Raw genomic sequence first — 19288 nt, forward strand, 5'->3', positions numbered from 1 at the left:
CTAGGCTGGAACCACAAGTTGCGACAGATCCGTTGGCAACATCTGCGAAAGGCCCACAGTGACCGGACACACTTCAAGTACAGAGAACCCGCGCCGCATCGTCGTCGTCGGCGGCGGCCCCGCCGCGCACCGCTTTGTTGATGCCATGTTCAACCGCGGACTTGAAGGTTGGCAGGTTACGGTGCTGACCGAAGAGGCCCACCTCCCCTACGACCGCGTGGCATTGAGTAAGGCGCTCACCGAAACCGGCGTGGACCTCACCCTGGGTGACGCTTCCATGTGGGAGCACCCGGCAATCACCCTCAAGACCGGCGAGCGCGCCGTCAAGATCGACTCCGCGGCCAAGAGCGTCCTCACTGCTGCCGGCAACAAGTACGAATACGACCACCTGGTGGTCGCCTCGGGTTCGGATGCCGCCCGTCTTCCCATCCCCGGCGCCGAGCACACCCACGTTTACCGGACGCTCGAAGACGTATGGGCCATCAACCAGGCCATAGCGGGGCTGACGGAGAAGCTGGGACGCAAAGTCAACGCCGTCACCATCGGTGGTGGCCTGCTGGGGCTTGAATCCGCAGCCGGCACCGAACAACTGGGAGCTACCCCGGTTGTCATCAACGGCTCGCCCTGGCTCATGAACACCCAGTTGGACGAAGGCGCAGGACAGGCCCTTGGCCGGCTCATCGAAGCCAAGGGCTTCACGGTCCACGGTGGCGTCTTCCCCTCCGAGGTGGTTACGGACGACGACGGTAATGTCACCGGAGTCCTCATGGCCGACGGCCGCACCATCGCAGCCGACATCGTGATCGTAGCCATCGGCGTCAGGCCCCGCGATGATCTCTTCCGCGCTGCGGAGGGCGAAGAGCAACTCTTCAGCCTGGGCCAGCGTGGCGGTGTGGTGATCAACGATTTCTGCGCCACTGAGGTGGACGGCATCTGGGCCATCGGTGAAGTAGCCAACGTTGGTGGCATGTGCCTGGGCCTCGTTGCTCCGGCCAACACCATGGCCGAGATTGTTGCCGACCGTCTGCACGGCGGAGAGGCCACATTCCCCGGTTTCGATACGGCCACCAAGCTCAAGCTCTCCGGTGTGGACGTGGCCAGCTTCGGTGACGCCTTCGCCAAGACTGAGCACTCCCTCGAGATCGTTTACGCTGACCCCGCCCGCGGTGTTTACCAAAAGATCGTCACCACCGACGATGCCAAGACACTCCTGGGCGGCATCTTCGTGGGCGATGCCTCCCCGTACATGAGCCTGCGCCCCCTCCTGGGCCGGGAACTCCCTGCAGAACCCGGCGCCTACCTGAGCGCGGCCGGCGGTGGAGAAGCCCCGGAAACCGAACTCCCGGACGATGCCATCCTCTGCTCCTGCAACAACGTGGCCGCCGGTGCCATCCGTGATGCCATCAATGGGTGCGGCGCCTGCGAAGGCAACGCTCCCGTACAAGAACTCGGCGAGCTGAAGGGCTGCACCCGTGCCGGAACCCAGTGTGGGTCCTGCGTTCCCATGCTGAAGAAGCTTCTGGAAGGCGAACTGACCAAGTCCGGCATCGAGGTCTCCAAGGCCCTCTGCGAGCACATCAGCCTTTCCCGCCAGGAGCTCTTCGATGCCATCCGTGTCCTGGAGCTCACGTCCTTCGAAGACATCATGGCCAAGTACGGCACGGGCGCCGGTTGCGACATCTGCAAGCCGACCATTGCCTCCATCCTGGCCAGCCAGCACTCCGCCTACGTCCTGGACGCCGGGCGTGGTTCCCTGCAGGACACCAACGACCGTGCCCTGGCGAACATGCAGAAGGACGGCACCTACTCCGTGGTTCCCCGCATCGCCGGCGGTGAGATCACGCCCAAAGGACTGGGCGTCATCGCTGCCGTCGCCGAGAAGTACAACCTGTACACCAAGATCACTGGCGGCCAGCGCATCGATATGTTCGGAGCGCGCCTTGAGCAACTGCCGGACATCTGGAAGGAACTGGTTGATGCCGGCTTCGAATCGGGCCAGGCTTACGGCAAGAGCCTCCGTACCGTGAAGTCCTGTGTCGGCTCCACGTGGTGCCGCTTCGGTGTCCAGGATTCCGTGGCCATGGCGATCGCTTTGGAGCTGCGCTACCGCGGTCTTCGCAGCCCGCACAAGTTGAAAATGGGCGTTTCCGGTTGTGCCCGCGAGTGTGCAGAAGCGCGTGGCAAGGACGTCGGCGTGATCGCGACCGCCGACGGCTGGAACCTTTACGTGGGCGGGAACGGAGGCGCCACGCCGGCTCACGCCAAGCTCCTCGCCAAGGACCTGGATGATGAAACGCTGCTGAAGTACATCGACCGCTACCTCATGTACTACATCCGCACCGCCGATCGCCTGCAGCGCACTGCCCGGTGGCAGGAAGAGCTCGACGGCGACATCAAGCACGTCGAGGACGTTGTGGTACACGATTCCCTGGGCATCGCCGATGAGCTCGAAGCGGCCATGGCCAAACACATCGACACCTACGAGGACGAGTGGGCCGAGACCTTGAAGGATCCCGAGCGCCTCCGCAGGTTCCGTTCCTTCGTCAATGCCCCCGACCAGAAGGACGAGTCCATCTCCTTTGTCCCGGAGCGTGGCCAGATCCGTCCGGCTACGAATGAAGAAAAGGGCGGCGTGCTCATCGCTTCCACCATCCCGGTCCGCAGCGAAACCGTCAACGCAGAAAACTAGGGGTCCCCCATGCAGCTCACCATTGATCTCACCGGACGCGACGTCCTGGTTGCCGGCTCCGAAAAGTCTGCCCGCCAAGCAATTCGCCGGTACCGGAACGCCGGAGCCCACGTGTCCCGGCTGAGCACACCCGAGGGTATCCCAGGTGACGGCAAACTCCCGGAGCGCCCGTTCCTGGTGGCAGTGGTGGACGACGGCGAAGCCGGCTGGCTTCCGTTGGTGGAACGCTGCCGCGATGCCGGAATTCCAGTAGCGTTCGAGCCGGCCGCGGGCGCCGAAGGCAACGTCACGTTGGTGGGCGGTGGTCCGGGCGCCCTGGACCTGCTCACTGTCGGGGCCGTGGAGGCCCTGCGCGACGCCGACGTGGTGTTCTATGACCGGCTGGCGCCCTACCAGGAGTTGGCAGGCCTGACCTCCGCCGAGCTGGTGGACGTTGGGAAGCAGCCCGGCCTGCATAAGGTCACCCAGCGCGACATCGAGAAGCTCATGGTTGAAGCTGCCCTGCTGGGCCAAAACGTGGTCAGGCTCAAGGGTGGGGATCCCTACGTGTTCGGACGCGGCGGCGAAGAAGTGGCGGCGTGCGTTGCGGCGGGCGTGCCGGTGCGTGTCATCTCCGGTGTCACCAGTGCCATCTCCGTTCCGGCCGCAGCGGGGATTCCTGTGACGCACCGCGAAGTGAGCCACATGTTTACGGTTGTCTCCGGCCACGCTCCCCTGACCGAGAAAGAGCACACCCATCTTGCCGGCCTGGGCGGAACGATCGTGGTCCTCATGGGCATAGGCACCCTGCCCCAACTTGCCGCGGGACTTCGCCGGGCGGGGATGAGTCCGGAGATGCCGATGGCCGTGGTGGAACGCGGGTACCGTCCGGGGCAGCGCACCACCATCGCCGAACTCGGTACGATCGAAACAGCAGCCACCGGTTGCAGTAACCCTGCCGTGCTGGTCATCGGCGACGTGGTCAGGGTGGCTGAAGCCAACCGGAACCACGCCGAAGCATCCGCCGAACTGAGCCGACTCGCGGCTTCGCTCCTTGAAGCCTGAAGGTAAAAACACATGACTGTTGCACGTGCCATCGAAGTCCAGGAAGCCACCGCAGCTCCGGAAGTATCCGAAGCCGCAGATGCCCCGCTGGACGGATTCCGCATTGGTGTTACCTCGCACCGCCGTTCCCGTGACCTCATCGAGGCACTGGAGCGTCGCGGGGCGAGTGTTCTGCACGCCCCCGCTTTGAAGATCGCCCCCGTGCAGGAAGACATGGTCCTCATCGAGGACACCCGGACCATCATCGCTGCGCGGCCGGATATCTGTATCGCCACCACCGCTTACGGTATGCGCCGTTGGTGCGAGGCCGCTGATTCCTTCGGCATCGGCGAGCAGCTCCTGGAAACGTTGTCTGCCTGCCGCATGTTTGTCCGGGGGCCCAAAGCCCGCGGTGCCGTCCGCGCGGCTGGACTTGCCGACGTCGGCATCAGCAGCGACGAAACCACCGCAACCCTGGTGGACATGCTGTTGGCCGAAGGCGTGCGGGGAAAGACCGTGGCCGTGCAGTTGCATGGATACACCGATGTCCGCCAGTTGGAACGGCTCCGCATGTCCGGCGCCACCGTGCTGACCGTGACACCGTACCGCTGGGTCAAACCCGATGGCGAAGACAAACTGCCGCGCCTGATCGAAGCCGTGGTTGGCGGGAACCTGGATGTCCTCACGTTCACCAGCGCCCCTGCAGTGGATGCCATGTGGAGCACCGCGCATGAAATGGGTCTGTACCGGTCCCTCATCGAAGCCCTCAAGGGACCCGTGACGGTCGCAGCTGTTGGGCCCGTCACTGCCCAACCCCTGGTGGACGCCGGCCTCACGCCCCTCATCCCTGACAGGTACCGTATGGGTGCGCTGATCCGCCTTGTGACAGAACACCTGTCCTTGAACCACGTCCGGCGGTTGGAGACCAAAAGCGCCACGATCGAGTTGCGGGGCCGCTGCTTGCGGGTCAACGGTGAGGTGGTGGATTTGGCTCCTGCACCCCTTCTGCTGCTGCGGGCGCTGCTCGGCGCTGGCGGGGCTGTCCTGTCCAGGGAAGCGCTCTCGGACCTGTTGGACCTGCGGGGATCCGTCCACGCCTTGGACATGACGGTCAGCAGGCTGCGCTCCTCGCTTCCGGACGGCAAGCTGGTGGAGACCGTCGTCAAACGTGGCTACCGGTTGCGGGCATAGTCTTTCCGACACGCTACGCCGCCTTCACCAGGGGTAGTTCGTCCCAATGGGTGGTGTAGCGGGGGCTGAGCATGTCCCGCTTCATGGACCAGTCCGGCCCGCCCTTGATTCCCGCATGGCCCAAGCCGATGGAACCGCGTCCGTACTTTTTGCTGACCTCTTCCAAGAGGCTGCCGATACCCCGTTCCTCGTGCGGGTTCTCGAAGATGGCCAGGGGTTTCTGGTTTCCACTGGGCCTCAGGTCCGTGACCATGATCCCGGCTTTGGCGTACCGCACGCCTTCCTGGATCCTGGGAACCAAGGCGTGCGCGGCCCGGGTGAGCAGGACCGGATCCGAGGTAGGCATCGGGAGCTTGACGCTCACAGTGGGGAAAGACCTGTCGTTCGGGTTGTAGACGGAGGTCTGCGCGAAGGCGGTCAGGAGTTTGGCCTGCAGATCATGCTTGGCCAACCTGGCGCTGGCCATTTGCCCGTAAACGCTGAGCACCTGCCGTATCCCGGCCGCCGTAGTGATGGGAGTGGAAAAGGAACGGGAGAAGATCAGCTGGTCCCTGCCGATTCTTTCTTCTTCCATGGGAATGCAGGGCGTGCCCTGGAGTTCCAGGACCGTTCGCATCATGACGATCGAAAACTTGTCCCGCAGGGCAATAGGGTCGGCCCGGACCAGGTCCAGGATCGAGAAGATTCCCATGGCGTTCAAACGTTTGGTGAGCCGCGTGGCGACGCCCCAGATCTCGATCACTGAAAGCCTGGCCATCAGCGTTTCCCGTTGCTCTTCGGGAATCGAGTCCCAGCGGCACACCCCCTGGAACGCGGGGTTGTGCTTGGCCCACTTGTTGGCCAGCTTGGCCAGGGTCTTGGTCCGGGCGATTCCCACGCACACCGGAACCCCCACATGCTTTTGGCAGGCCATTTTGATGGTGCGCCCCAACTCCAGGAGTTCCCCGGGCTGCCCTTTGACGCCAAGGAACGCCTCATCGATGGAATAGACCTCCTGCCACGCCGAGAAGCGGGCAAGGAGTTCCATGACCCTCGAGCTGATGTCGCCGTAGAGCTCATAGTTGCTTGAGAGGGCAACCAGGCCCCATTCCTTGGCCCGCGGAGCGAGCTTGAACCATGGATCTCCAAGCCGATGCCGAGCTTCTTGGCCTCCGGAGACCGCGTCACCGCACAGCCATCGTTATTCGACAGGACTATGAGCGGCCTGCCCTCCAACGATGGGTTAAAGGCCCTCTCCGCCGACGCATAGAAGCAGTTGATATCCACATGGGCGATCTCCTGCATCCGACGCATGACTGCTGGCTTGGACACCGCATCCCTCCTGATCCGCGCTACCACGCACGCCCACGCAACCCGCGCAGGACACGCTTAGTATTCGAACATACTTTCGAATACTTAAACTGTAGCGTCGACCACAGACAAGAAAGCTCCTCTGAGCAATCGAAGCCAGTGGGGGATCCTGGCGTTCCCGCGCGCTGAGCGGGGCATGGACCGTCCTTGCTTTAAACATTGATGAGTGTAAATATTTACATGTGTCTATGTCTTTGGAATTGACCCCGGTTCAAACCGTCGCCTGCTGCTCGCCGTTGGCGCGCGAACCACTGTCGGAGAAAGAAGCAGACGGTGTTGCGCCTTTGTTGAAGGCATTGGCCGATCCGGTGAGGTTACGCCTGATGTCATTGGTGGCCTCCCATGAGGGCGGCGAAGCGTGCGTCTGCGACCTGAACGATGCCTTCGAGTTGTCGCAGCCGACCATCAGCCACCATCTCAAAGTGCTGCACGAAGTAGGTTTACTGGACCGGGAAAAGCGCGGCGTCTGGGTCTACTACAAGGCCCGCACCGAAGCGCTGCAGAACCTGGCGGCCCTGATCGGTGGACAGGCTCAGTGAACCCCTTGCTTGTCCGCCGCACCGGAGCGGAGTTCATTGGGACCGCGTTCCTCGTCATGGCCGTAGTCGGGTCCGGCGTGATGGCCTCCCGGCTGTCACCGAACGACGTCGGACTGCAGCTGCTGCAGAACAGCCTCGTCACCGGCGCGGCCCTGGTTGCGTTGATCCTGGCCCTGCAGCCGGTATCAGCCTCGTTCAACCCCATCGTCACCCTGGTTGAACGGTTCATCGGCGTGATCGATACCCGGACTGCCGCCCTTTTGGTTGCGGCGCAGATCGTGGGTGGTTTGGTCGGGACGGTCGCAGCGAACCTGATGTTCGGCCTGGCGCCAGCCACATTCTCCACCCATGAACGGAGCGGGCCTGGTCCCTGGCTGGCAGAGGTCATCGCCACAGCCGGGCTACTGGTCATCGTGTTCGGGACCATCCGTTCCGGACGCCCCGACCGGGTGGCTTTCGCCGTCGGGAGTTACATCACCGCCGCGTATTGGTTCACGTCTTCCACAAGCTTCGCCAACCCGTCGGTCACGATCGCCCGAACCCTCACCGACACCTTCTCGGGGATCGCGCCCGCTTCCGCACCCGGTTTCGTCGCCGCCCAACTGGTCGGAGGCGCCCTCGGACTGGTCCTTGTCCGCTTCCTCTACCCCCAAACCACTGATGTTTCCCCGGCTGATGCCGCGGCTGATCGAAAGGTGCTCTCATGAGCGTCAAACCGTCCGTCTTGTTCGTCTGCGTCCACAACGCAGGACGCTCCCAGATGGCTGCTGCCTTCCTGACCACCCTTGGCCAGGGCGCGATCGAGGTCCGCTCCGCTGGTTCACAACCCGCCGATCAGGTCAACCCCGCAGCGGTTGAGGCCATGGCCGAGATCGGGATCGACATGTCCGCCGAAATCCCCAAGATCCTCACCACCGAGGCCGTCAAGGACTCCGACGTAGTCATCACCATGGGCTGCGGGGACGAATGCCCGTACTTCCCGGGCAAACGCTATGAAGACTGGGTCCTGGAAGACCCCGCCGGCAAAGGCGTCGAGTCCGTCCGGCCCATCCGTGATGAGATCAAAACCCGGGTCGAGGCACTCATTGCCTCCCTCACCCCGGCGGGAGCACAGCAATGACAGAGCACGACTCCCTGCCCGTCGCGGTGATCGGCGCCGGGCCGGTCGGTCTGGCCGCGGCGGCGCACCTCCTCGAACGCGGGCTGGAACCCCTCGTCATCGAAGCCGGCCCCACCGTCGGTTCCGCCATCAAGGAATGGGGCCACATCCGAGTCTTCTCCACCTGGAAATACAACCTCGATCCCGCAGCCGTCCGCCTCCTGGAACGCACCGGATGGGAAGCACCCCGCCCGACCGCTCTGCCCTACGGCCACGAAATCGTCACCCAATATCTTGAACCTTTGGCCGCAACCCATGAACTGGAGCAGAGGATCCATACCCGATCCAAGGTCATCGCCGTTACACGGCAAGGGATGGACAAGGGCCACAGCCACGGCCGCGACCAGACGTCTTTCGTCCTGTATGTTCAGCACGACGACGGCCATACGGCCGAGGTTGTGGCGCGGGCCGTCATCGACGCCTCCGGAACCTGGAACACCCCCGCACCGCTTGGCTCCAGCGGGCTCTCCGTTCCCGGGGAAAATGAAGCGCGCGCCACCGGGACCATCACCGGGCCCATGCCTGATGTCACGAAAGGCCGTTTCGCTGGCCATCGGACCCTCGTCATCGGGTCCGGCCACTCGGCCGCGAACATGGTCCTGGACCTCGCTCGCCTCGCACGCACCAACCCCGGCACCGAAGTCGCGTGGGCCATCCGTGCCTCCACCCCTGCCAAGGCTTACGGCGGCGGCAACGCTGACGAGCTCCCCGCCCGCGGCCAGCTTGGCACCCGCCTGCGCACCGCCGTCGAGACCGGGGGCGTGCAGCTCCTGACAAGCTTCAACACCCGCCGTATTGAAACTACCGATTCCGGCGCGGTGGTGGTGCACGCAGCGGACGGCCGGTTCATCGAGGTGGACCATGTCATTCCGGCGACCGGGTTCCGTCCGGACCTGGGCATCCTTTCCGAACTTCGGCTGGACCTGGACCCGGCGGTCGACGCCCCCAAAGCCTTGGGACCGTTGATCGATCCGGACTTCCACAGCTGCGGAACCGTCCAGCCCCACGGCGCAAGGCTTCTCGCCCACCCCGAGAAAGACTTCTACCTTGCAGGAATGAAGTCCTACGGCCGGGCACCGACATTCCTCATGGCCACCGGCTACGAGCAAGTGCGCTCCATTGCAGCCGCCCTCGCCGGCGACACCGCAGCAGCGGACGCGCTGGAGCTTGAACTGCCCGAAACCGGTGTCTGCTCCACCAGCCTTCCCGCAGAGGGGCAAGACGCGGCGGATTCGTGCTGCGGATCCCCAGAACCTGTCCCGGTCACGATTGGCTTCGCTACCGGCCTGGTCCACGGACGCAGCGCGGAACCGGCCACACCATGACCGACGGAATCCGCTTGCCGATACGCCCGATGGAACATGGCGACTGGCCGGCGGTTGAGGCGATCTGGGCCGCCGGCATCGCTACAGGCCACGCGACTTTCGAATCCGCACCGCCGAGCTGGGAAGACTTCGACGCTACCCGCCACCCCCAGCTCCGCCTCGTTGCCGAAGACCACGGCAACATCGTGGGCTGGGTCGCCGCGGCAGCGGTTTCCTCAAGGACGGTCTACCGCGGCGTCGTCGAACACTCCATCTACATCGCCCAGGAGGCCCGCGGCCGCGGACTCGGCAACCAGCTCCTCGACGCCTTCATCCGCAGGACCGAAGAGGAAGGGATATGGACCATCCAATCCACCATCTTCCCCGAGAACACCGCCTCCATAGCCCTGCACCAACGACACGGTTTCACCGTCGTGGGCACCCGACAAAAGATCGGACTCATGGCCTACGGACCGGCCGCCGGATCCTGGAGGGACACCATCCTGCTCGAACGCCGCACCCAACGGGGAAGCTAGGAGGCTCCTGCGGTGTCCTTCTTGTGTACAAGGTAGATGGCGCCCGTGGTGACGTCCTCCTCCAGCGCTTCCAGGGTGCGGCCACGGGTTTCGGGCACCTGGGTGTAGATGAATACCAGCGCCAGGACTCCCACCACCCCAAAGAGGAAGAAGGTGCCTGTAATGCCAACACCTGCAACCAGCGTGGGGAAGAAGAGGCCCAGGAGTGCGTTGGCAATCCACAGGCAGAACACTGAGATCCCAATGGCGAATCCGCGGACGTGGAGCGGGAAGATCTCGGACAGCATGACCCAGACGGCGATGTTCAGGAACGTCTGCATGGAGCCAACAAAGGCGACCACCAGGAAGAGGATCACGAAGGGCCGCGCAGGGTTTCCGACCGGTAATGCGATGGACGCAATACCGATGAGGAAGTGGCACACGGTGGTCAGCGTGAAACCGAGCAGCAAGGTGGTACGCCGGTTGATCCGCTGCATGAGCGTCAGTGCGATGATGCCACCAACTACCGCGATAACGCCCGGTGCAATGTTGGCAACGAGCGCCGCGTTGGAATCGAACCCGGCCTCCACCAGCACCGACTGGCCGTAGTACATGATCGAATTGATGCCGGTCAGCTGCTGGGCCACACCCAGCCCGATGCCCACCAGGATGATGCGCAGGATCCACTTGTCCTTCAGTGCAGCCCAGGACGTGGCCCGGGAGGCTCGTTCCTCGTCGGCGAGGTGCTTCACATCAGCCATTTCAGCCTCTGCCCGCTCTACGGACCGAATCGTCTTCAGGACAGCAAGGGCTTCCTCCCACCGCCCCTTGGAGATCAGCCAACGTGGCGACTCGGGCATCCTGAGCATGCCGAAGAACAAGGCAATCGCGGGCAGCGCGGCAACGGCGAGCATGACCCGCCACACTCCGCCGAATTCACCCCAGATGTTGCCGATGATGGCGTTGACCACGAAGGCTGCGAGTTGACCGATGACGATCATCAGTTCGTTTCGTCCCGCAAGGGAGCCGCGGATTTCGTAGGGTGCCAGCTCGGCCAGGAACACAGGGACCACCGTGGATGCACCGCCGACGGCAAGGCCGAGAATGACCCGCCCCAGGACCATGACCTCGAAACTTGGGGCAAAGACGCAGGCGATCGTGCCGCTAAGGAACAGCACAGCCAGCAAGATGATGGTCTTCCGGCGCCCCCAGGAATCGGAGAGCCGGCCACCCGCAACGGCTCCCGCCGCCGCGCCGAACAGCAGCGAGCTGGTGACAACGCCTTCGGTCAACGGCGTGAGGCCGAGGTCGACCGTCATTGGTCGCAGGGCGCCGTTAATGACGCCAGTGTCGTAGCCGAACAACAGGCCACCGAACGTTGCAACCAGGGCCACAAGGCCAAGGCGCTTTCGATGCGGGCCGTTGGTCAGCGGGGGAAGCGCGACGCCGTGGGCGCTTCCCCGCTGCATTTGCGTAGCAGACATCAGGACTCCTTTGTCAGTGTGGTGCGGGTCATAACCGCCCGCTCTGAATACAGACTAACGCGCGAAAGGTTTAAATGTAAGGTCAAACTAACAAATGATGAACTTTAGCTCATATTCGCCATGGGAAGATGGAGGGCATGGCCCCTGAACAATGGCATCGTCCCGCGACGCAGAGCGATGTGGCCCGCGAAGTCGGAGTGTCAAGGACGCTGGTGTCGTTCGCCTTTCGCGGAGCCCCCGGGGTCAGCGACGAGACAAGGGAAGCCATCTTCGCGGCCGCCCAACGTCTCGGGTACCGGCCCAACGCGGCGGCCGCCGATCTGGCACGCAAGCACCGTTCCGCCGTCGGACTCTATTTGATGGATATCCGAAACGAGGTCTATGCAGACATCCTTAGCGGCGTCCGCACAGCACTCCCCCATGACGGCAACAGGCTCATACTGAGCGTCTCCCGGTCGGTCGACGGCGTGGATCGGGGCGCACTGGACTCCCTGATTGAAGCCAGGGTGGGGATCATTATCGCCGCGACACTCCTGGACACCGACCACCAGGTGCAGGAACTGGCCCGGGTAGTGCCGCTGGTCAGCGTGACCCGCCCGGTCGACGGCGTGGACAGTGTGTACTCCGATGATGTGACCGGTGCCCGCGCCGCGACAGAACATCTGCTTGGCCTCGGGCACCGGCGGATCGCCCATCTGGCCGGCCCCATTTACGACGGACACACCGCGCGTCGGCAGAGCTACGAGAAAACCATGCTCGACGCCGGGTTCGCGCCGGTGACGTTGTCGGCGGAGGACTTCACACAGGAGGCCGGGCAGCGGGCAGCATGGGAACTGCTTGGCCTGGCAGACCGGCCGACCGCCATCTTCACCCACAACGACCAACTCGCCCTTGGCGCCCGCGAAGCTGCTTACGCAATGAACCTGTCCATCCCCCAGGATCTGTCACTGGTGGGATACGACGATTCGAAGACGTCCCGACTGCACGGCATCGATCTCACGTCAGTTGACCTGCAGGCGTTCGAATTGGGCCGCCGAGCCGGCTTCGTGGCGCTCGAGCGCCTGGCCAACCCTGACGCGCCCACAGCGGACATCCGCCTCACGCCGCGCCTGGTGGTCCGAAATTCCACCGCACCGCCGGGCACCGGCTAAACGTGGTGCAGGCACGTGGTGGCCACCCCCCAGATGGTCAATTCCGACAGCGCAGCCACCGTGATGTCCGGAAAAGCAGGGTTGTCCGCCTGGAGTACCACACCCCTTGAGGTGATGCGGAGCCGTTTGATGGTCAACTCGCCATCCAATACGGCAACGACGACGGACCCGTCCTTGGGCTCAAGCGCCCGGTTCACGATCAGCTCGTCACCGTCACTGATCCCGGCACCCTCCATGGACTGCCCGGTAACCCTCACCACGTACGTGCTGGTCACGTCCTTGATTAAGTGCTCATTGAGGTCGATCCGGCCATCAAAATAGTCTTGTGCCGGGGAGGGATAGCCCGCAGCAACAGCGACGGGAGCCAACAGCACCGACGCCAGGGAAAAGCCCGCATCTATCACGCGGGGCCGACGATAACGCCCACAACACACCTTTATTCGAATATATGTTCGATACTCGAGTGTACATCCGTTGGGGGACATTGTTCTGACTCCACCAATTTGGGGGGACGCACGACCGTTTGGCATTCAAGGCCTGCAAGACCGCCAGCAGGTGTGAAATTAGGAGCTGGGCGGACTCGTCGCACGGGGAATCGTGCGTTTCGTGCAGGAACACTGCAGCAAAGGTTGAGGGTGAGCGCGGAGGGGACATCCCGTCTGGGCCTACAGCGGGACTCCTAAGGCGCGGCCTCGTCGAGGAACTGCCGGAATTGGGCTTCGGTGTTCAGGTTCAGTTTCTTTCCGCTCAGGAAGAACGTAGGGGTGCCGGTCACGCCGAGGGCTTTGCCGTCGGCGACGTCCTGGCTGACCCGGTCTTTGGTTGCTTGGTCTGTGATCGCGGCGTCGTACTGCGCTAGGTCCAAACCGAGTTCCTGGGCGAACGTCCTGAACAGGGCCGCTTGGGAGTCGCGTTTTTCTCCCCATTCGCTTTGGGTTGCGAAGAGTTTGGAGGCCATCTCCTGGTATTTTCCCTGCTGGGCGGCGGCTTCCACAGCCAATGCGGCGGTCCCGGAGTTCCTGTGGCCGGGCAGTGGGAAGTAGCGGTGGACGAACGTAATCCGGTCCCCGTATTCCTTCTTCAATTCCTCTACCAAGGGTTCAGCGGCGCGGCATGATTCACACTCGAAGTCCAGGAACTCGACCAGCTGGGCTTTCTCGATGGCCGGGCTCGTGACCCGGTGACTGTTCTCCCTGACGAGCTGGGCGTCAGTGGCCGCGAGTGGGGCAGCCGGAGCTGGCTTGTTGGTGGTGAGCACTGCGTACCAGATCACGCCGGCACCGATTATTGCCGCGAAGAGGATCCAAATCGCAGTGCGGACCCTTCGGGCGGTCATGACTGCGCTCATCGATCGGCCGGCTTTGATCCAAGCTTCACAGTGACAGGCTCCGCCACGGCATCCGATCCGCAGCCTGCGCAGCAGGAATCCGCTGGTTCGGCGGCTGGCCGCGCAAGTTCGACGACTACCGGAGCGGACACCGGTGACGTCTTTTCGGCGGGCGCGCAGCAGCCGTCATCCTCTTCGTCAGCGTGGCCGTAATCGGCGTGCGGGACAGCGCAGCAAGCCTCGCCTTTCCAAGCGTTGATACCTTCCCGGACGGCGATACCGGCAATGACCAGCGCCGCGCCGGCATCGGCCCACCACCAGCCCAGGGTGCTGTTCAGGACCAAACCGATCAGCAGAACAGCGGAGAGGTAGGTGCAGAGCAGGGTTTGTTTGGAATCGGCGACGGCCGTCCTGGAGCCAAGCTCCCGCCCGGCACGGCGTTGGGCCCACGACAGCACGGGCATGATCACCAAACTCAACGCAGCAATGACGATGCCCGGCGTTGAATGCTGAGCCTCACCCGCCCCGGTCAGTGAGCGGACAGCGTCCACAGCCACGAACGCGGCCAAAGCGAAGAAGGAAATGGCAATGATCCGCAACGTCAGGTGCTCACGCCGCTCAGGGTCCTTGGCAGCGAACTGCCAGGACAACGCCAGAGCCGAAGTAACCTCGATGACCGAGTCCAACCCGAAGCCGACCAGCGCCGAAGAGTCAGCAACCCCTCCGGCCCAGAGCGCCACGACTGCCTCTATGACGTTATAGGTGATGGTCGCGGCCGCGAACAGGCGGATGCGACGCATCAGGACAATCCGGCGCTCCGAGGTAGGAGCTTCAAGGACTGCGCTCATACCAGGCACGTCCCGTCCGGCGCGCAGCATGCCGGATCGATCGCGAGGACAACACCGATCAGATCTTTGATGGCGTGACCAAGCCTCGCATCTGCCAGCTCATACCGGCTCCGCCGCCCATCAGGAACGGCCACAACGAGCCCACAACCCCGCAGGCACGTCAGATGGTTGGACATGCTCTGCCTCGAGACCCCCAACGAATCTGCCAGATCCGAGGGATATGACGGGGCATCAGAGAGTGCCAGAAGGATCCTGGCACGGGTTGGGTCTGACACCGCATAGCCGAACCGGGCCAGAACAGGTGCGTGCGTGAGTGTCTCCATGCAAACAAAGTACATCGATGACTGTATTCACGCAATTCTGTACTTAAGCTTCTTCGACCCCGCCCCGGAGCTGCCACTCAGCACGCTTACGACGCCCAGTCAGACGAACACCCATGGCTGAAAAGCATGGCCCTGTTTGGCGGAAGCTACATGGAGGTCCGCCAGTACCTGCGGTTATAGGACCCCGGAGATCAGCACAGCGCCGGGCTAGTCCTTGACGCCGCCCACGCTATAGGTGACGTGGGTGACCAGTCCGGTGCCACCGACGGAGGTCGGTTCGAGCCTGAGGTTCGCCACGCCGTCGAGCAGCCGCTCGCCGCCACCCAGGATCACGGGTGCAATATGGAGCCGCAGTTCGTCCATCAGCCCGGCCGACAGGAACTGGCGGGCAGTCGACGCTCCCCCGGCGATCGCCACGTCCTTGGTACCCGCGGCGTTCCGGGCCAGGGCCATTGCCTCTTCGATTCCGCCGTTGATGAAGTGGAACGTGGTTCCGCCCTGCATCTCAAGCGGTTCACGCACATGGTGGGTCAGCACATACACCGGCGCGTGATAGGGCGGTTCCTCGTCCCACCAACCGCGCCAGTCCGCGTCCCAAGGACCAGGACCCGGTCCGGCGAACATGTTCCTGCCCATGATGAAAGCGCCCGCAGCAAGGATCCCTTCCACCTGGGCGGCATTGGCTTCGCGTTCCTCGAACTGCCACCGGTGAAGGGTTTCGCCGCGCTCACCCAATGGCATCTGCAGGCTCTGGTGGGGACCGGCGACGTAGCCATCGAGGGACACGGTCAGGTCGCATGTGACTTGGCTCATGGGCCCATCATTGCATCCAAAACCCCAAGGTGGCGCCAAAACCCTCGCCAAACCATCGCGCCAAGGCGGACACTGGGGGCTAAACCTTCAGGAGGATTCCATGGCAAGTACTGCAGAGCTGGAGCAACTTGGCATCCTGGTGGGCGAATGGGAAACCACCGTCCCGGGACGGGAAGTCAAGGGCCGGACGACGTTCGAGTGGCTGGAGAACGGCGGCTTCCTCATCCAACACTCCACGGTGCAACAGCCGGAATATCCCAACTCGGTGAGCATCATCGGTGCTACCGGCTCCGATGGGGCGCTCCAGCAGCACTACTTCGATTCCCGCGGCGTCGCACGCATATACGACATGATCCTGAAGGACAACGTGTTGACGCTTTTCCGGGACGGCCCGGACTGGCCCCAGCGATTCGTGGGACGGTTCAGCGACGATGGCAACGTGATCAACGCACGCCTGGAACGCGGAACCTACCCCGGCGGGCCCTTGGAACACGACTTCGACATGGTCTACACACGGATCCACCTACTTTCGATGTGACGCACGTTATTACCGGCTGGTAAACAACACGCTACGGATCGGCCAAAGATGGCAACAGCGGGGAAACACCCGCGAAAAACCGAATGCCTAGGCTGATGATCAACAGCACCAAACAGGTCATCAGCGAAAGGGCCGAACATGTCCGCCACTCCGTCCGCAGCATCCCTCCACATCGTCATCGCAGGCGCAGGTCCAGCAGCCCAGGCTTTGGTGCGGCGGCTGGCCGGCACGGCCGATACCAGGCAGCGCCCCTTCGGCGGCACGATCACCGTACTCAGCAACCGCGACGACTGCCCGGAGGCCCTCCTCGAACTGGCAGAACTTCCACAGGTCTCGGTCCGGTTCGGCCAGGCGGCCAGCTTCATCGATCCGCACGCCAAAGTTGTGACCACGGTGGACGGCATGGACTTCTCCTACGACCAGTTGGTCATCGCAACCGGCTCAGCCCCGGCCCTCCCGCCGGTCGCCGGTGCCGAAGCCAGCCTGAGCTACTCCAACATCGATGATGCGGCCACCATCGGCGAAGCCGTCCACGATCTCACCCGGATCGTTGGACGCCGTCCGCTGGGAATCCTGGTGGGCAACGGCCCCGCGGCCGGCCAGGCAGAGGCTGTGCTCCGGGCCCGCGGAGTCCGTCCCGTGCGCACCACCCTCCGCCCGGCCGCCGTCGTGCGTTCCATCGCAGGTTCCCCCGTACCGGCCACCGGCATCGTGTTCGAGGACGGCAGCAGCATGAACGGGGACCTCGTGGTCCTGGCCGAGGAGCGTACGGCCCGCAACGACCTCGCCGAAAGCGCGGGGCTCCTGATTGCGTCCGACGGCGGCATCGCAGTGGGGCGCGACCTCGCCACCTCCGTCCCGGGCATCTGGGCAATTGGCGATGCAGCGTCCTGCGACGGCCTCCGGTTGGGACTCCTCCTTTCCGCCGAATCTTCGGCGATGCTCTGCGCTTCGGGCATGTTGCTCGGTGTCTTGGGCAGCGACCAATTGGCCCCGTTGGCGGCCTAGGCGGCAACCGGGTGGCCCTTCCACAAGCGGCGGAAGGGCCACCCGGCCCGTATGGCAAGATGGTCCTTTGACGGGCAGTGACAACCCTGCGGCCACCGGGCCGGCCACGCCTGCACGGAAGGATCCCATGAGCAACGAAGCCGCTACCCCGGCAAACATCGCCTCCTACATCGACCACACCCTGTTGAAGCCGGAAGCCAGCGAGGCGGACATCCTCAAAGTGTGTGCCGAAGCCGTCGAATACCAGTTCAAATCAGTGTGCGTGAACCCGATCTGGGTCAAGACCGTCACCAAAGCGCTCAAGGGCTCGGGCGTGCTCACATGCTCTGTGGTCGGATTCCCGATGGGCGCGACGCCCAGCGACGTCAAGGCCTTCGAAGCCCGTGGCGCCGTCCTTGACGGGGCCGACGAAATCGACATGGTGATCAACATGGCCGCTGGACGCGCCGCAGACAAGGGCGCGCTGGTGGACGACATCCGGGCAGTCGCGGAAACAGTGCACGCCGGCGAAGCAATCCTCAAGGTCATCATCGAGACGTCCATGCTCGACGACGAGCAAAAGGTCATCGCCTGCGAAGCAGCTGTTGAAGCTGGCGCAGACTTCGTCAAGACCTCCACCGGCTTCAACGGTGGCGGCGCCACTGTTGAAGACATCGCGCTGATGCGCAAGACGGTGGGACCGGACATAGGCGTCAAAGCCTCCGGTGGGGTGCGATCGCTGGCCGATGCACAGGCTATGATTGCAGCTGGTGCAACACGTATCGGAGCGAGTTCCGGAATTGCCATTGTCAAGGGTGAGCAAGGTTCATCTGCCTACTGAGGCTTCCCGACCGCCAGAGATTTTGAGCCCTGCGGGGCCGAGGAGGAACGAATGTCCAAGAACGCAACCAGCGCCCCCATCGAGCGTGAGAACAACCTGGGCCAGAGCATTGTCCTGTTCCTGGTGATGATTGTGCTCTTCCTGGGCGCTATCTACTCGCTGTCCTTCCTCAGCCTCGAAAACCCGTGGCCGATGGCTGTCTGCCTGGGCCTGTTCGCCCTTGCGTTCTGGATCCCGCAGACCATCCTGGGCCGCTCGGATTCGGCTGGCGAAAGCTAAACCCCTTACTTCTGCAGGAATGGCCCGGGCGTTTGCCCGGGCCATTCCTGTCTGTGGTGGCGGATCGCCTCGCGGCCAAGGGCTGGCGGCTTCACCGCACCGAGTCACCGCACCGAGTCACCGCACCGCCAGGACGCCTCCAAGCGCCGCGAGTACGCCCGGCCAGTGCTGTTGCGCAAGGGTCCAGGCGGCCACTCCCATCCCCACCATGGCGTATCCGCTCACGGGAATCAGCACCAGCCATTCCCGCCGCGAACCTGCCCGGCCCAGCAGCGGAATGGAAAACGCGCCGTTGGCCCGCCACACTCCACTGATGACTGATTTGCGCAGGAACTTTGGCGGTTTGATCACTATCGGCCACAGGAGCGGCACGCCGCCCACAGTGATCATGTCGCCCACAATATGGATCACGACGCCGGTCAGCATGGACAGTGGCAGCCACCCCCACTGGTCCGGCGCAAACCACGTCACCAGGCCAGCCATGACGATCGCGAAGAGCCAGTTGGTGATCCAGCCGGACTTCGGAAACAGGTTCAATGCCTTCGCGGCGAGGTTGATCATGAACATGCACAGCAGCCCGGCGCCGACCGAGAGTTTTCCGACCGGGGTCACCATCTGGAACTGTGCCGCCATCGCTGCGAGGATCACGAACGCCGAAGCCCCAAGCAGTGAGTGGGTCCCCTGCCGGTGCCCGCCGCTGGCCTTTTCGATCCCTACCGCAATCGCATTGGACAGCGGTGGCAGTGAATTTGCGATGGTGCTGTGCCGGTGGTCCCAGTCGCACACAAGTGCCGTCCCCGCCGTCGCCATGGCGCCAATGAGGATTCCGGTGGAATCCAGCGGGTACCAGCCCAGGGCGTAGGGGCCGGTCGAAGCAATAGCTATCCACGCCGCGGCTCCCGACGCGGCGTGGTGTCCTCCCATCAT

At 63.6% G+C, this 19288-nt stretch carries 20 protein-coding genes and 1 pseudogene; 13 read left to right on the forward strand and 8 right to left on the reverse strand.

What is annotated here, in order from left to right:
- Positions 1-58: 58 nt before the first annotated feature.
- The 3 genes from nirB to ABHM97_RS03635 are packed head-to-tail and all read left to right on the forward strand — an operon-like array spanning position 59 to position 4903.
- Positions 59-2689, forward strand: a complete 2631-nt coding sequence (gene nirB / locus ABHM97_RS03625) for a nitrite reductase large subunit NirB (protein WP_349469634.1) — start codon at positions 59-61, stop codon at positions 2687-2689.
- A 9-nt stretch (positions 2690-2698) separates the two neighbouring features.
- Positions 2699-3733, forward strand: a complete 1035-nt coding sequence (gene cobA, locus ABHM97_RS03630) for a uroporphyrinogen-III C-methyltransferase (RefSeq protein WP_349469635.1) — start codon at positions 2699-2701, stop codon at positions 3731-3733.
- A 12-nt stretch (positions 3734-3745) separates the two neighbouring features.
- Positions 3746-4903, forward strand: coding sequence for a uroporphyrinogen-III synthase (locus ABHM97_RS03635; protein ID WP_235519442.1), 1158 nt, complete (start codon positions 3746-3748; stop codon positions 4901-4903).
- 13 nt (positions 4904-4916) lie between these two features.
- On the opposite strand, the pseudogene ABHM97_RS03640 reads toward ABHM97_RS03635, so the two are convergent.
- A pseudogene (locus tag ABHM97_RS03640) lies at positions 4917-6196 on the reverse strand (Y-family DNA polymerase).
- 245 nt (positions 6197-6441) lie between these two features.
- On the opposite strand from ABHM97_RS03640, the gene ABHM97_RS03645 reads away from it, so the two are divergent.
- Genes ABHM97_RS03645 through ABHM97_RS03665 form a run of 5 tightly spaced genes read left to right on the forward strand, consistent with a single transcriptional unit; the run spans position 6442 to position 9791 of the window.
- Positions 6442-6792 carry an ArsR/SmtB family transcription factor gene (locus ABHM97_RS03645; RefSeq protein ID WP_235519438.1) on the forward strand — a complete coding sequence of 117 codons (351 nt, stop codon included), beginning with the start codon at positions 6442-6444 and terminating at the stop codon, positions 6790-6792.
- Complete coding sequence (locus ABHM97_RS03650) at positions 6789-7499, forward strand: aquaporin (RefSeq protein WP_349469636.1); 711 nt, start codon at positions 6789-6791, stop codon at positions 7497-7499. The genes ABHM97_RS03645 and ABHM97_RS03650 overlap by 4 nt, the downstream gene beginning before the upstream one ends.
- Complete coding sequence (locus ABHM97_RS03655) at positions 7496-7912, forward strand: arsenate reductase ArsC (protein WP_349469637.1); 417 nt, start codon at positions 7496-7498, stop codon at positions 7910-7912. Before ABHM97_RS03650 ends, ABHM97_RS03655 begins: the two co-directional genes overlap by 4 nt.
- A complete protein-coding gene (locus tag ABHM97_RS03660) occupies positions 7909-9276 on the forward strand; it encodes an FAD-dependent oxidoreductase (RefSeq protein WP_349469638.1) in 1368 nt (455 codons plus the stop codon). Before ABHM97_RS03655 ends, ABHM97_RS03660 begins: the two co-directional genes overlap by 4 nt.
- On the forward strand, positions 9273-9791 hold the full coding sequence (locus ABHM97_RS03665; RefSeq protein WP_349469639.1) for a GNAT family N-acetyltransferase: 519 nt from the start codon (positions 9273-9275) through the stop codon (positions 9789-9791). Before ABHM97_RS03660 ends, ABHM97_RS03665 begins: the two co-directional genes overlap by 4 nt.
- Here the strand turns inward: ABHM97_RS03665 and ABHM97_RS03670 are convergent.
- Positions 9788-11254, reverse strand: coding sequence for a sugar porter family MFS transporter (locus ABHM97_RS03670; RefSeq protein WP_349469640.1), 1467 nt, complete (start codon positions 11252-11254; stop codon positions 9788-9790). The genes ABHM97_RS03665 and ABHM97_RS03670 overlap by 4 nt on opposite strands.
- A 137-nt stretch (positions 11255-11391) precedes the next feature.
- Between ABHM97_RS03670 and ABHM97_RS03675 the strand changes: the two genes are divergently transcribed.
- Entirely contained in the window at positions 11392-12405 is a 1014-nt protein-coding gene (locus ABHM97_RS03675) for a LacI family DNA-binding transcriptional regulator (RefSeq protein WP_349469641.1), read from the forward strand.
- Here the strand turns inward: ABHM97_RS03675 and ABHM97_RS03680 are convergent.
- The 5 genes from ABHM97_RS03680 to ABHM97_RS03700 form a co-directional block, all read right to left on the reverse strand.
- On the reverse strand, positions 12402-12809 hold the full coding sequence (locus ABHM97_RS03680; protein WP_349469643.1) for a LexA family protein: 408 nt from the start codon (positions 12807-12809) through the stop codon (positions 12402-12404). The genes ABHM97_RS03675 and ABHM97_RS03680 overlap by 4 nt on opposite strands.
- A 275-nt stretch (positions 12810-13084) precedes the next feature.
- The gene (locus ABHM97_RS03685; RefSeq protein WP_235519424.1) at positions 13085-13753 is read right to left on the reverse strand and encodes a DsbA family protein; all 669 of its coding nucleotides are present in this window, start codon (positions 13751-13753) and stop codon (positions 13085-13087) included.
- The gene (locus ABHM97_RS03690) at positions 13750-14580 is read right to left on the reverse strand and encodes a cation diffusion facilitator family transporter (RefSeq protein ID WP_349469645.1); all 831 of its coding nucleotides are present in this window, start codon (positions 14578-14580) and stop codon (positions 13750-13752) included. The genes ABHM97_RS03685 and ABHM97_RS03690 overlap by 4 nt, the downstream gene beginning before the upstream one ends.
- Positions 14577-14903 (reverse strand): ArsR/SmtB family transcription factor, encoded by a 327-nt coding sequence (locus tag ABHM97_RS03695; RefSeq protein ID WP_235519420.1) that lies wholly within the window; start codon positions 14901-14903, stop codon positions 14577-14579. Before ABHM97_RS03695 ends, ABHM97_RS03690 begins: the two co-directional genes overlap by 4 nt.
- A 207-nt stretch (positions 14904-15110) precedes the next feature.
- Positions 15111-15716, reverse strand: a complete 606-nt coding sequence (locus ABHM97_RS03700) for a dihydrofolate reductase family protein (RefSeq protein ID WP_349469646.1) — start codon at positions 15714-15716, stop codon at positions 15111-15113.
- Between the two features lie 100 nt (positions 15717-15816).
- Here ABHM97_RS03700 and ABHM97_RS03705 point away from each other — a divergent pair, with 100 nt between their 5' ends.
- The 4 genes from ABHM97_RS03705 (at position 15817) to ABHM97_RS03720 (ending at position 18361) form a co-directional block, all read left to right on the forward strand.
- A complete protein-coding gene (locus tag ABHM97_RS03705; protein WP_349469647.1) occupies positions 15817-16254 on the forward strand; it encodes a hypothetical protein in 438 nt (145 codons plus the stop codon).
- A 138-nt stretch (positions 16255-16392) separates the two neighbouring features.
- A complete protein-coding gene (locus ABHM97_RS03710; RefSeq protein WP_349469648.1) occupies positions 16393-17262 on the forward strand; it encodes an FAD-dependent oxidoreductase in 870 nt (289 codons plus the stop codon).
- 127 nt (positions 17263-17389) lie between these two features.
- A complete protein-coding gene (gene deoC, locus ABHM97_RS03715; RefSeq protein WP_235519415.1) occupies positions 17390-18082 on the forward strand; it encodes a deoxyribose-phosphate aldolase in 693 nt (230 codons plus the stop codon).
- A 51-nt stretch (positions 18083-18133) separates the two neighbouring features.
- Complete coding sequence (locus tag ABHM97_RS03720) at positions 18134-18361, forward strand: hypothetical protein (RefSeq protein WP_211713208.1); 228 nt, start codon at positions 18134-18136, stop codon at positions 18359-18361.
- 117 nt (positions 18362-18478) lie between these two features.
- Here the strand turns inward: ABHM97_RS03720 and ABHM97_RS03725 are convergent, their stop codons facing one another.
- Entirely contained in the window at positions 18479-19288 is an 810-nt protein-coding gene (locus ABHM97_RS03725) for a metal-dependent hydrolase (RefSeq protein WP_235519412.1), read from the reverse strand.

It is taken from the genome of Paenarthrobacter sp. CAP02 (assembly GCF_040137855.1).
Classification (GTDB): Bacteria; Actinomycetota; Actinomycetes; order Actinomycetales; family Micrococcaceae; genus Arthrobacter.